This is a genomic window from Qaidamihabitans albus (genome assembly GCF_016464705.1).
Lineage (GTDB): Bacteria > Actinomycetota > Actinomycetes > Mycobacteriales > Pseudonocardiaceae > Qaidamihabitans > Qaidamihabitans albus.
The window spans coordinates 1-13,161 of record NZ_JAEHOB010000017.1; the positions used below are offsets into that span (position 1 = coordinate 1).

The window sequence follows — 13,161 nt, forward strand, 5'->3', positions numbered from 1 at the left end:
CTCGGAGGTGTTGCCCGCGTTGTCGGTCGCCCGGTAGGTCAGCGCGTGCTCACCGGTCGTGTCGACGGTGACCGGTGCGGTGTAGGGCTGGAATCCGGTGTCGTCGAGGTTGTATTCGACGGTGTCGACGCCGGAGTCGGCGTCCTGGGCGGAGAGGTTCACGGTGGCGGAGCCGATGTAGTTGCCGTCGGCGTCCTGATCGCCGGTGANTGGCGGAGCCGATGTAGTTGCCGTCGGCGTCCTGATCGCCGGTGACCTCGGCGGTCACCTGGGGTGGCGTGGTGTCGCCTGGGTCCGGTTCCACGATGCTGAACGGGATGGAGCCGGTCTCGGAGGTGTTGCCGGCGTTGTCGGTCGCCCGGTACTGAACCGCGTGGTCACCCGGCTCGTCGACGGTGACCGGTTCGGTGTAGGGCAGGAACCCGGTGTCGTCGATCTCGTACTCGATCGCCGCGACGCCGGAGCCGTCGTCCTGTGCGGACACGGCGATCGTGGCGGAGCCGATGTAGTTGCCGTCGGCGTCCTGCTCCCCGCTGATCTCTGCGGACACCTGCGGTGCGGTGGTGTCCTCACCGCCGCCTTCGGTGACCACGAACTCGCCGACCATCTCGCCGTGGCCGGGAATCGCGCAGAAGTAGCGGTACTTGCCGGGCGTGAGGTTCACGTCGACCTCGTGCCGTCCGCCGTCGGCGTCGAACGGGCTGGCGACGATGTTGACGTCGACGTCGTGGTTGTACCCCGGCGTCGACGTGTCGAACGTCAGGGTGTGGGTCATCCCGGTCGTGTTGCCGGTGGCCAGGCTGTTCTCGAAGACGAGCGTCGCGGCCCCGGCCGTCGCCTCGGCCGGGGCGGAGGTGTACTCGGTCATGCTGTCGCCCGCGGTCCAGGTGAGGACCTGCTCGGCGGCCGCCGCTGTCTCCGTCCGGTCCTGGCTCGCGGCGGATGTCGGTACCACCCACAGGGCTGTCATCGTCGCGGCAAGCATGGCCAGCGCGGCGCGCCGCGGGCCGGCCCCGCGCTGCCCGGACGTCGGAGAACGTCTCGGTACGGCGGAAAGTAATCGTTGAAGCATGGGAATGCTGCACCTCTCGTGATTCCGGGGTCGGGGGGGGGGGGGGGGGGGGNCGCGGGCCGGCCCCGCGCTGCCCGGACGTCGGAGAACGTCTCGGTACGGCGGAAAGTAATCGTTGAAGCATGGGAATGCTGCACCTCTCGTGATTCCGGGGTCGGTGCGGGTGCGGGGAGTACCCGCACCCGCACCGACCCGGTTTTCCTGGCTACAGCTCCTGCACCCGGATGTTGCGGAACTCGATCTGGTCGTTGTCACCGTGGTTCTGCAACCCGACGAAGCCGCTGCTGAACTGCCGCAGATCGGTCGGCGGATCGCCGGCCCGCGACGACTCCTTGCCGGGTGTGTTGTCGAACTCGTTGATCACCACGCCGTTGCGGATGATCGTGTAGTGCTGCCCGACAACACGGATCTCGTAGTTGTTCCACTCGCCCTTCGGGGTCACGCCGGCCTGGTCCAGTCCGACCCGGTCGAAGTTGTAGATCGAACCGGTCTTCTGGGGCTCACCCGACTCCCCGTCGTAGATCTGGACCTCCTGGCCGCAGTAGATCGCGACCCACGCCGCGGAGTTCCGTGCCGCACCCTGCTTCCCGCATTCGGGACGCTCGTCGAGCGGGGTGTTCGGGTTCGGGAACCTGGTGAAGACACCGCTGTTCGCCCGGTGCCCTTCGGCCGCGATGTCCTTGAACTGGAGCTTCAACGAGAAGTCGCCGAACTCCTTGGCCGAGTACCACAGCATTCCCAGGCCGCCACGAGCACGCAGCGATCCGTCCGGCCGCAACTCGAAGTGCCCGCCAGGTGCCTGCTCCCATCCGCGCAGGGACTCGTGTGTCCCGTTGAAGATGGGCTCGTATCCGGTGTAGCCCTTCTTGCCGATGTCGGACTTGGCCGCCGCGCTGGTCAGCTTTCCCTTCTCCTTGCCGCTGACGACGCCGTCCCTCTTCATCGGGTCGATCACACCGTTGACGTGCTCGACGAACGCGCCGTGGCTGTCCCACGTGCCCTCGTCGTCGATCAGGTCGTTGATGGTGCAGCCGCCACCGACCTGCTTGTTGGCCACACCGGTGTCGGTGTCACCGATCCACACCGACTCCCGCTCGTCCGGCACGACACACTCGATGCTGACCTCGGTCTCCGTGGTCGCCTTCTCGCCGTCGGCGTAGGTCACCGTCAGCTTCGCGGTGTAGTTGCCGACCTTGGCGTAGGTGTGCCTCGGGTTGGCCTCCTTCGACTTGCCGCCGTCGCCGAAGTCCCACTCGTAGGACACGCCACCGGACTTCTCGCCGGTGAACGCGACCGTCAGCGGCCTGTTGTGCAGCGAAGTGGCCGATGCGGTCGGTGCCGGCGTCGCCGGGCCTCCCTTGTAGCTGATCCGGATCAGCTTCTGGTTGTCGTGCAGGCTGAAGAAGCCGCCCGCGTAGTCGAGCATGTAGAGCGCACCGTCCGGACCGAACTTCGCGTCCATCCACGCCTGGAGCTCGTTGTTGCCGCCACCGCCCCGGATGATCTGACGCAGGCTCTCGGCATGGACCGGGGGACCGGCCTCGTCCACGGTGTCCGGGTCGACGGTCAGCGCGACACGGTTGTTCGCGTTGCAGTTGTCACCGATGAACCACTTGTTGTCCCAGTGCTCGGGCCACGCGACCCCGCTCTTCGTGTCCACTTCGGAGCGGTGGTAGGTGGGACCGTCCATGATCGCCTGGCAGCCACCCTTCAGGTAGGGCTGCGTGTAGGTGGCGTCCTCTTCGTTGTAGGTGGGGACACCACTGCCGTCGTCCCGGGTGGGGAAGACCGGCCCGCCGCCGTTCGGCGAGTACCAGATCATGTTGTCCCGGATCGGCGGGATGTCCACGAGCCCGGTGTTGGCCGGCGAGGTGTTCTTCGGGTTGTCGCAGTCGTACCAGCCGGTGAGCACGCTGGCGTCGGTGTCGCTGCGGTCGCGGTAGGGCTGCCGGTTGCCCATGCAGTAGGGCCAGCCCTGGTTGCCCGCCGAGGTGATGATGGTCGCGGTCTCGTACTTCGCCGGGCCGAGCTCCGGGCTCGGCTTGCCCGCGTCCGGACCGACCCAGGCCGCGGTCAGCCAGTCGTTCTTCTTGTCGTAGGCCAGCCGCGAGATGTTGCGCACGCCCATCACGTAGATCTCCGGGCGGGTCTTGTCTCCCGGATCGTCGGCCTCGGGGAACAGGTTCCCCTCGGGGATCGTGTAGGTGCCGTCGTCCTCAGGGTGGATCCGCAGGATCTTGCCGTTCAGGTCGTTGGTGTTACCGGAGGTCCGGCGCGCGTCCTGGAAGGAGATGCCCTTGTACTGCTCACTCCAGTTGTTGCCGGAGTAGCCGCTCGAGCCCTGCGACGAGTTGTTGTCACCGGAGCCGATGTAGAGGTTGCCGTCGTTGTCGAAGGCCATGCCCCCACCCGCGTGGCAGCAGCTGTGGATCTGGGTGTCCCACTGCAGCAGGTCCTTGCGGGTGCTCTGGTCGATCGTCTCCGTCTCGAGGTCGTAGGTGAACCGCGAAACCGTCCGCTGACCGATCCGCTTGTCGCGGTCGATCGAGTCGTGCGGCATCCAGAAGACGTAGAACCAGCCGTTCTTCTCGAAGTCGGGGTCCAGCGTCATGCCGACGAGGCCTTCCTCGTTCTTCACGAGCTCGCTGCCGCTGCCCCTGTTGCCCATCACTTCCAGCGTGGTGAGGAGCTTGACCTCCTCGGTGGCCGGATCCCACTGGTGGATGGTGCCGCAGCCGAGGCCGACGTTCGGGTCGTCCCAGCTGGGGATCGGACCGGACGGGCAGGCTGCCTTGCCGATGTAGAAGACCTTGCCGCCGGGGGCGATGGTCAGGCCGTGCGGCTCGCCGATCTGGTCGAGCTCGCCCGGCTTGTTCTTGGCGGTCAGCCGCTCGATCTCGTAGTTCGCCCCGATGGTCGCCTGGCAGTCGCCGCGGACCATGCCGGTGGTCCACTTGAGCGCGCCGAGCAGGTGACTCCGGAAGCCGTCCTCGGTGTAGCTCTCCGCGGTGCCACCCATTCCCGTGTAGAAGGAGCGGCCGCCGTCGTAGTCACGGCACCAGGAGACCGGGTGGAACGGGCCGTTCGCCCCCTTGCCCGGGTCGTAGCTCTTCTCCTCGACCTGCGCGACCGTATGGACCTCGCCGCTCGGGTTCGGGTCCCAGTTGATCCACCTGTCGGACCGGGTCCAGTTCTGCGGCAGCCCCTCGTTGGCCGGGTGCTGCCGGTCGACGACGTTGACCGTCGCCTCCTGCACGGGGATCTCCGGCTCCGGATCCGTCGTCGCGTCGCCGGTGAAGAACTGGAGCTCGGCGAGCTGCGTCAGGCCGTCACCGGCGTTCGCGGTGATGTCCAGCCGGTAGTGCTGGTAGGACTCGGTGTTGTCGAACCGGTAGTCCTTGGTCTGGAAGCGGTCCGGGAAGTCCTCCCCGGTCCTGCGGTCGAGGTCCGTCCAGTTCTGCCCGTCCTGGGAGCCCTGCAGGGTCCAGTCCTTCGGGTCCCGGCCGTCGAAGTCGTTGGCGGAGGTCAGCGCGTAGTGCGAGACCGCCGCGGATTCGGCGAGCCGGACGGTGATCGTTGCGGTCGGGTCGAACGTCAGCCACTTGGTGCCCGTGTCGCCGTCGGCGAGGTTCGCCGCGACCTCGTTCGGCGGGTTCTCCCCGCTCGCGGTGACTTCAGCGACCTCCTCGGGGTCGGGAAGCGCACCGACCGGCCGGGTGCCGATCAGGCCGCTGAACCACTCCGAGCGCTCCTGCGCCCGTGCGGCGTCCCGGACACCGAGGAAGCCGCCGCCGTCCCTGACGTAGCCCTTGAGCGCGTCCTCCTGGCTCGCGGTGAGCTCGGTGCCCTCGGCGGAGAGGAAGACGACGCCGCGATACTTGTCCAGGTTCCGTGCGGAGAAGGCGCCGGGATCGGTGGACTCCTCCACGGTGAAACCGTTGTTCGCGCCCAGTTCCTCGATGGCGTCCACGGCCTGGTTGACCGGATCGTCCTGCTCGGCCGCCGCACCGTGGAACACCAGTACGTTCACCGCGTCCTGCTTCGGTGCGGCGGCCTGGTCGCCGGGAACCTCCGGCTGCGCCGCCTTCCCCGGCGCGGCCAGCGCCGGCGCCGCGGCGAGTCCGAGGGCGAGCGTGGCGCCCGTGAACAGAACCGTCGCGCGCCGCAGCGAACCCGGTCGTGCGCGACCGTTGCGGGGTAACGTTAATCGACCTCTTCGAGCCATCCTTACTCCTTCACTCGTGGTTCTGCCCGGTGACGGCGTGGGAGCTCCCACGTCCGTTCCGGGAGCCGGCTAACCCTCGTGCCCATGACCTCCGTCGTGTTGGTGCCCGTAGTAGCGGTCCAATGCGGCCTGTGCGCCCTCGGGGAGGCTGCCGTCCTCGTTGCGGACAAGGAAAACGCCGGCCATGCCACCATCCGAGTGGAACTGCACGTGGCAGTGGTACATCCAGACGCCGGGGCCGACGCCCTCGCCTGCGATCACCTGGAAGCCGAACGAGTCGCCGGGGTTGAGATCCCGGTTGTCGATCACCTGGCTCGAGTCGTTCGGACCCTCGAGCATTCCGGTGCGGTTGTTCGCCCAGCGGTGGGCGTGCAGGTGGAAGGTGTGGAACGTGTTGCCGTGCCCGATCGCGACGAACTCGACCCGCTCGCCGAGACGTGCCTCCAGCAGTGGGACCTCGGGCGCCATCTTGTTGTTGATCGTCATGTCGTTGAAGACGACGGTGAACTGCCGGTCGGGCAGCAGGTCGCCGCGGCGCCGGACGATCAGCGCGCCGTACAGGCCGGCGCGGAGGCCGTCGGTGCCGTGGTCGCCGCCCATGGCGTGGTCGTGGTAGTGCCAGTAGCCCGCACTGCCGGGCATCCACAGGCCGCCCTTGGCCTTGAACGGAGCCCGCGTGCGCCAGACGTACGTGCGTGTCTCGCCGGGTTCGTTGAAGGAGTCGTTGAGCGGGCTGCCGTCGGAGTCGACGCTGTAGTCGACGCCGTGCGGGTGGATCGACAGCCGTTTGGTGGTGTTGTTGACCAGCTCCACCTCGAGGGTGTCACCCTCCCAGATCTCGAGGATCGGCCCGGGGATCGTGGCCTCGCCCGGCGCGAGCCCGTAGCCGATCTGGGCGCCGGGCAGTTCCTCGGCGTACATGGTGATCCGGCGGGTCGTGCCCTGCTGCGGGTTCTCGCCCCTGTTTCCCTGGGCGGCCGCCAGGGGTGCGCTGCCGAGCGTCGCACCGACCACGGGCGCGGCGACGCCCACCGCGGCGCCGGCCAGCATCGAACGCCGGGACACCTGCCGCCGGAACTGCCCTGTCTGGGCATGTTTGTCACTCATGTGTCTCCATTTCGGTCTTCCCCGGGCACCGGCGCGGGGGGAACGGGCGCGGGCCGGCGATGCCTCTCGTACGCCAATGTCCGGAGTGGACTGCCGAGGAAGTCGCGGTTCGCGGGGGGAAGAAGCGGGCATCGACGCGGCACACCGCCCGGCAACGGGAAGTGTCCGTACGCGGCGGGCACGGGGTCCGTACCCTCGCCTGCTGTAGTGACGACCCGATCACACTGCCTCGCCTCCTGCGCCGAGGATTTCGGTTGGGACGTTAATTACTTCCGGGCCTCACGTAAATATCTATGGTCAACCTGATCTAACTTCTGCTGCGTTAAGACAGAAGTTGCTGGGCCGAACGGGCTAGGGCAGGAGACTGTTCGGTCGCACCGAGCCGCGCGGGCGCTACGAACGCCTCACCGCGTGGCACGCGGGTTTCGCCCTGGCCCTCGCCGGGGGACCGTCAGCGCGCTCCCGAGCCCGGTTCCGCCGACCATGCGGCCAGCGTGGGCTCCAGCCGCGTGTAGAGCTCGGGGTCGAGTGCCATCCCCGTGTGTGAGCTGCGCACCTCGGCGTGGTCGGCGTACGGATCGAGGCACAGCTGCCACGGGATGACCGCGTCGGCGCGCGAGTACATCGTGAGGGCGGGAACGTCCTCCGGCAACGCGGCCGTGAGCTCCGCCTTGTTGCGCTGAAAGCAGGGGCCGGCGAAGCAGTCGCGATCCAGCAGGCCGGGCAGGCCGAGGTCGGAAAGCCGGGCCAGTGTCTCCGCGGTCCGGACCGCCTTCGGGTTCGCGCCGAGCGGGTCGGCGACCGGACTGCCTAGCATCACCAGGCCCCGCACCAGATCCGGCCGGCGAACAGCGACGAGGCGCCCGAGCCAGCCGCCGCGGCTCTGGCCCAGCACGACCACCCGCCGCCCGGTCGCCTCGGCGTGGGTCTCCAGCCTGCGTTCGATCCGGGCGACCAGGTCGCTGGTGCAGGCGACGTTGATGCCGATGCGGGCGCCGATCGGGCGGTAGCCGCGGGCCCGCAGCCACCTGCTCGTCAGGCTCAGGCTGCGGTCACCGAAGCCGAAGCCTGGGATGAGGAGCACGCCCTGCCCCGCTCCCTGGCGTGGATTCGCCCCGCGCCACACCGGATGTCGCAGCAGGCGCGGGATCATTCGCAACACGACGACGAGAAGCTGCTCCTGGGCGGCGGCGGTGATCGCCTGCGCGGTCCGCTCGGCGAGCTGACGTGACGTCCACACTTGCTCACCCTCCGTCCGTGCGACTCGCGCGTTGCCGCTGTGCGGAGCGAATACCCGCGAGATCGGGATCGACCCGTCGGCGTGGCGAAGCGGGCCTCGCCTCGGGTCGGCGCCGACCGGGCCACGCTGGTCGGCGTCGGGTTCGACCTTCGTGCAGATGAACAGTCGGCCAATGGGGCCGCAAACCGGCTGGACGGGCGTAGTGTGGGTAGTGCCGGAGGCCGATCGGACACCGACCGGGTGGCGATAGCCCCGGCACGGCATCGGCGCGGGCACACCGCGCTCGCCCCGCAGAGAGGCATTGAGCTCATTATCGACAACATCTCCCCCTCCGGAGCGGCGACCCGTTCCGTGAGCGACTACGCGGAGCTGTCCCGCAGAATCCGCGGTGCCGGCCTGCTCGACCGGCGATATCGCTACTACGCCATGAAGATCACCGGCAACATCGTCGCCCTCGCCGGTGCGTGGGTCGCCTTCGCCTACATCGGCGACTCCTGGTGGCAGCTGTTCGTCGCCGCGTTCCTGGCGATCGTGTTCGCGCAGCTGGCGTTCATCGGCCACGACGCCGGGCACAAGCAGATTTTCCGGACCCGCAAGCCCAACGACGCGATCGGGACCGGGCACGGCGGGCTGGTCGGCATGAGCTACGGCTGGTGGATCAGCGGGCACAACCGCCACCACGCCAACCCCAACCACGAGGATGACGACCCGGATCTCGACATCCCCGCGCTGGCGTTCACCAGCGGTCAGGCCCGCCTCAAGCGGGGCTTCTTGCGCTGGATGGCGAAGCACCAGGCGTGGCTGTTCTTCCCGCTGCTCACCCTGGAGGGGCTGAACCTGCACGTGTCGGGCGTGCGTGCGCTGCTGCGCAAGGAGATCAAGTCCCGCCGCCTGGAGACGGCGCTGCTGCTGGGACATTTCGCGCTGTATCTCGGCGCGGTCTTCCTGGTTCTCTCGCCCGGCCTCGCCGTGGTGTTCATCGTCGTGCACCAGGGCCTGTGGGGCATCTACATGGGGTCGTCGTTCGCGCCCAACCACAAGGGCATGCCCACCATGACCGACGAGGACTCGCTGGACTTCCTGCGCAAGCAGGTACTGACCTCGCGCAACGTCCGTGGCGGACGGGTGGTGGACTTCGTGCTCGGCGGGCTGAACTACCAGATCGAGCACCACCTGTTCCCGAACATGCCGCGGCCCAACCTGCGCCACGCGCAGCCGATCGTCCGCCAGTTCTGCGCCGACCGCGGCATCCCGTACAGCCAGTGCGGTCTGTTCCGCTCCTACGGCTACGTGCTGCGGCACCTGCACGACATGGGCGCCCCGCTGCGCGCCGCCCGCGCCTGACCGGCTGCGGCGCAGGCACCCTCGAACCACGCTCGTGAGTGTTGGCACGAGTTAGAACTCGGCTCAACACTCACGAGCCTGCGGGGCCGGGACGCTAGCCGCCCTTCGGCAGGAGCGTCCCGGCGAGGCCGCGGTAGGAGCCGTGCTCGCGCGGGTAGTCGTCGATGCCCTCGCGGTAGCAGTGCACGATGTCGTTGGCGGGGCCGCTGAGCCCTTCGCCGCGGTTCATGCTCTGGCTCTCGGCGCGGTAGGTCTCGCCCGGCAGGTTGCGGCCGGTGGGCATGCGGATGCCGAATCGTTCGCGGGTCCGGTCCTCGACCTCCCGCGCCAGGTCCTCGCCGAGGTCGAGCGCGTCGAGCAGGCGGCGCTCGACCTGCCCGGTCAGCAGCGCGCGGGCCTTGTCGTCGTGCCCGGCGCGGAACCAGCGCAGCGCCTGCCGCTCGACTCGCGGCTGTTCCCTGAGCAGCCGCTGCTCGAACTTCTCGATCTCGGCGGTGACCGGCCGCAGGAATGTGCGCGGGTGCTCGCACGTGTGGTACATGAGCCGCTTGAAGGTCCGGGTGGCGTAGCGGGTGGCCTCCAGCGGCGCGTAGTCGGCCGCGACGTGTGAGGAGGCCGCGTCGCTCGTCAGGTAGCGGTGCTGCTTGTACTCCGGCGGCACGTCCTCGGCGCCGATGTAGACCGGCACGTACGGGGTGGCCACCGCGCCGGTGACCGCGGTCCAGAGGGCGTTCAGCTCGGGCCGGCCGGCGTTGCCCAGCTGGGCAACGTGACCGTAGCCCGAGCGATCATGCGACCAGCGCGGATCGCGGACGTAGGCGAGCAGATCCGCCAGCGAGACCGGTCCGAGCTCCGTGCGGAGCTCGGATTCCAGCTCCGACTGGACGTTGTTGCCCCACGGGTGGGTCGGCGTCACCTGCCGGTCGTCGGGCTGCCAGCCGGCGTAGACCGCCTGCGGGTCGAAGACGTCCTTGCCCTCCGGGGCGAACCAACCTCGTTCGACGGCGAAGTCGACGAAGTTGTCCGAGGCCAGGTACTCGCCGGGCCGGTTCTCGTAGTCGAGCGGGAACGGGTTGAGGTAGCCGGGGAAGGACACCCGGACCTCGTCCGGCCCCAGCCGCTCGGCGGCCCAGAGGTTCTGGCTGCCGCCGTAGTTGACGAAGACCCAGCCCTCGTTCTCGTCGGCGAAGAGGTGCGAGTTGCCGCCGTAGGTGGAGTAGCCGTGCTCGTCGATCAGCGCGCCGATGATCTCGACGGCCTCGCGGGCGGTCCTGGCCCGCTCCATGGCGATCCGGGCGAGGTCGCTGTAGTTGGGGCCGGTCTGTGGTTTCTCGGTGAGCTGGAGCAGCCGGTCGCTGGAGGGTGACCACACGTCGCGCGCCGCTACGCCGTGCTCGTTCAGGCCGCCGTTGGTCAGCGGTGCGGGAAAGCCCGCGAACTCGGAGTAGTTCGACGTGATGTACCTGCTGGTCCGGCGGGCCTGCGGGATCTCGGTGAGAACGCCCGGGAAGCCGGCCTCCTCGGTTACCCCGACGGTCGTTGTCGCCCCTTCCGGGAAGTGCCTGCGGGGCACGATCTCCAGCCAGTGACTGGATGGTTCGTGACCGAAGCCGCCGAGCAGGGTCGAGCCGTCCTCCGTCAGGTTCCTGCCGACGTAGAAGCCGATGCTCTTCGTCAGCTCCTCCTGGCCCTGTGCCACGGGAGCTCCGGCGTGCTCCGCCGTGGTCCGTGCGGTCGACGCCGCGCCGGCGGGAAGCAGCAGCAGGAGCGCCGCCATCGCGGCCGGTAACCTCAACCCGGACTTCCGGAACGGTCGAAACATGCCGAATACCCCCGTCATCAGCCGAAACGAACCCGACGGAACGTACTAGCGGGCAAAACCACCGGTCAAGCGGGGAGCGGATCAGGCCACCCTGGCCCGCATCGGGAGCGATTCCCAGGCACGCAGGGTGTTGTTGTGGTGCCGGCGGGGCGGGCCGGTGAGCTCGAAGCGGGTGACGCGGTGGGCGAGCGCGGTGAGCAGTGCCTCGGCTTCCAGGCGCGCGACGTGCTGGCCCACGCACTGGTGCAGGCCCATGCCGAAGCCCACCTGTCCCGAGGGATCACGGTCGAGGTCGAACTCGTCGGGCCGGTCCCAGCGGCGGGGATCGCGGTTGGCGGCGCCGAGGAACATGAGGATCTTGCCTCCCCCGGGGATGGTGGTCCCGCCGATCCGGGTGTCGGTGGTCGCGGTGCGGAAGAACGTCTGGACGGGGGACTGCCAGCGCACCGCCTCGTCGAACGCGGCCCGGGTGAGCGCGGGCCGCTCGCGCAGTCGCTGCCACTGGCCCGGGTTGGTGGCGAACGCGTAGAGCACCGCGGCAAGGCCGTGCACCGTGGTGTCGACACCGGCGGTGAGCAGGGAGCGGACCACGAGCGGGGCCTGGTCGGGAGTGATGTCGCCACGGTCGGCGGCGGCCCAGATCCGTGCGCCGAAGCCGTCGGCGGCGAGCGCTTCCCTGGCGCACTGCCGGTCGACCCAGCGCGACAGGCGCGGCACGTCCGGGGCGGCGCGGTTGACGAGGTCGTTGCCCGGCCCGAACGCGTTGAACGCGAAGTCGCCGTAGGGCAGCAGGTTCTCCCGCCCCTCCCGGCCGATGCCGACCGCATCGGGGAAGACCCGCAGCGGGAACGCCTCGGCGAGGGCGGGTACCGCGTCGAACTCCGGCTCGGCCAGCACCCGGCCGACGAGCTCGTCGGCCACCGCGAACCACTGCTCCCGCAGCCGTCGCAGGGCCCGGGGGCCGAGGATGCCGCTCAGTACCCGCCGCGGGGCGTCGTGGTGCGGCGGGTCCGCCTCCAGCAGCAGGCTCGGCGCCCGCCACGGCCGTTCGTAGCGGAAGTTGCTCAGCCCCACCCCGGCCGCGGACTGGAAGTCCTGCCAGTCGACCAGGGCCGCGCGTACGTGTTTGTAGCGCGCCACCGCGTAGACGCCGTACCGGGTCAGGTACACCACCGGTCCGGCTTCGCGGAGGGTGGCGTGCAGCTCCGCCGGATCCTCCAGGGCCTCGGGCCCGAACGGGTCGGTGTCGTCTGTGGGCAGCGCGAGGGTTTCGGTCATGGCCGGCTCCTGGTTCACAGGTCGAGAACGAGACGATCGGTGCGGGAGCGGGAGACGCAGGGGAACATGCAGTCGTTCGCCGCCCGTTCGTGGTCGGTGAGGATCGAGTCGCGGTGATCGGGGTCGCCGTCCAGGACGGTGGTCTCGCACGTGCCGCAGGTTCCCTGGCGGCACGACGAGAGCACATCGGCGCCCGCTCGCCGCACGGCGTCGAGCACCGACCTGTCCGGGCCGACCGTCACCGTGCCGCCGGAGCGGCGCAGCTCGACGTCGAACGGCTCCTCCCTGGCAGGCGCGTCCTGGGCCCCGGCGGTGAACCGCTCGGTGCGCAGCGCGTGCGCGGGCCAGCTCCGGAAGGCGGCCTGCACGGCGGCCAGCAGGGGTGGCGGCCCGCAGCAGTAGACCCTCACGCCGGGTCGCGGGGTCCCGAGCCAGGCGGGCACGTCGAGCAGGCCGGACTCGTCCTCGGGCCGCAGGTGCACGCGCCCGCCGTAACCGGCCAGCCGCTCCCGGAAAGCCATCGAAGCCCGGCGACGACCGCCGTAGAGCAGGTTCCATTCGGCGCCGAGGAGGTCGGCCTGGTGGATCATCGGCAGCAACGGCGTGATGCCGATGCCGCCCGCGATGAACAGGTACCCCGCGGAAGGCACGAGGGGAAAGTTGTTCCGTGGCCCGCCAACGCCGACCAGGTCGCCGGGCCGCAGCACGTCGTGGACGTAGGCCGAGCCACCACGCCCGTGTGGTTCGCGCAGAACGCCGATGCGGTAGACGCGGGTGTCCCAGCGGTCGCCGCACAGGGAGAACTGGCGGGTCATCCCGTTCGGCAGGACGACGTCGATATGCGCACCGGGAGTCCAGTCCGGCAGCCGTGCGCCGCCAGGGTCGGCGAGGGTCAGCGCCACCACGCCCTCGGCGATCTCGTCCTTGGCGGCGACCGTCAAGGTCGCCACGTTCGCGCTCACCTGCCGCCTCCTCGTGTCGGTTGCGGCAAGAATGCGGGCCCGGTCGGCGCGGCCGCGACCACGTTCCCGCTGAATGAGAGCCGGGCGGGGACATCTCGGCCGGGATCTGGC

8 protein-coding genes and 1 pseudogene are annotated in these 13,161 nt (G+C 69.4%); 1 reads left to right on the plus strand and 8 read right to left on the minus strand.

Annotation, left to right across the window (positions count from 1 at the left end; translation table 11 throughout):
* The 5 genes and pseudogenes from JAP66_RS33510 to JAP66_RS25970 form a co-directional block, all read right to left on the minus strand.
* Positions 1-162 (minus strand): OmpL47-type beta-barrel domain-containing protein (locus tag JAP66_RS33510; protein ID WP_443706215.1); only part of this gene is annotated, 162 nt, incomplete at its 3' end.
* Positions 163-364: 202 nt separating this feature from the next.
* Positions 365-1,072 (minus strand): annotated as a pseudogene (locus tag JAP66_RS33325) (cupredoxin domain-containing protein); the annotation flags it as partial.
* A gap of 205 nt (positions 1,073-1,277) precedes the next feature.
* Complete coding sequence (locus JAP66_RS25960) at positions 1,278-5,297, minus strand: ThuA domain-containing protein (protein WP_199434473.1); 4,020 nt, start codon at positions 5,295-5,297, stop codon at positions 1,278-1,280.
* Between the two features lie 69 nt (positions 5,298-5,366).
* Positions 5,367-6,404: a multicopper oxidase domain-containing protein gene (locus JAP66_RS25965; protein ID WP_235999481.1), complete on the minus strand. Its 1,038-nt coding sequence runs from the start codon at positions 6,402-6,404 to the stop codon at positions 5,367-5,369.
* Positions 6,405-6,855: 451 nt separating this feature from the next.
* Complete coding sequence (locus JAP66_RS25970; RefSeq protein WP_372449011.1) at positions 6,856-7,644, minus strand: alpha/beta hydrolase; 789 nt, start codon at positions 7,642-7,644, stop codon at positions 6,856-6,858.
* 351 nt (positions 7,645-7,995) lie between these two features.
* Between JAP66_RS25970 and JAP66_RS25975 the strand changes: the two genes are divergently transcribed.
* The gene (locus JAP66_RS25975; RefSeq protein WP_307849719.1) at positions 7,996-8,988 is read left to right on the plus strand and encodes a fatty acid desaturase family protein; all 993 of its coding nucleotides are present in this window, start codon (positions 7,996-7,998) and stop codon (positions 8,986-8,988) included.
* Between the two features lie 94 nt (positions 8,989-9,082).
* Here the strand turns inward: JAP66_RS25975 and JAP66_RS25980 are convergent, their stop codons facing one another.
* From JAP66_RS25980 to JAP66_RS25990, 3 genes are all read right to left on the minus strand, one after another.
* Positions 9,083-10,765, minus strand: coding sequence for a C69 family dipeptidase (locus JAP66_RS25980; RefSeq protein WP_235999483.1), 1,683 nt, complete (start codon positions 10,763-10,765; stop codon positions 9,083-9,085).
* 126 nt (positions 10,766-10,891) lie between these two features.
* On the minus strand, positions 10,892-12,088 hold the full coding sequence (locus JAP66_RS25985) for a cytochrome P450 (protein WP_199434475.1): 1,197 nt from the start codon (positions 12,086-12,088) through the stop codon (positions 10,892-10,894).
* 14 nt (positions 12,089-12,102) lie between these two features.
* Positions 12,103-13,050 (minus strand): PDR/VanB family oxidoreductase, encoded by a 948-nt coding sequence (locus JAP66_RS25990; protein ID WP_199434476.1) that lies wholly within the window; start codon positions 13,048-13,050, stop codon positions 12,103-12,105.
* Positions 13,051-13,161: the final 111 nt, after the last annotated feature.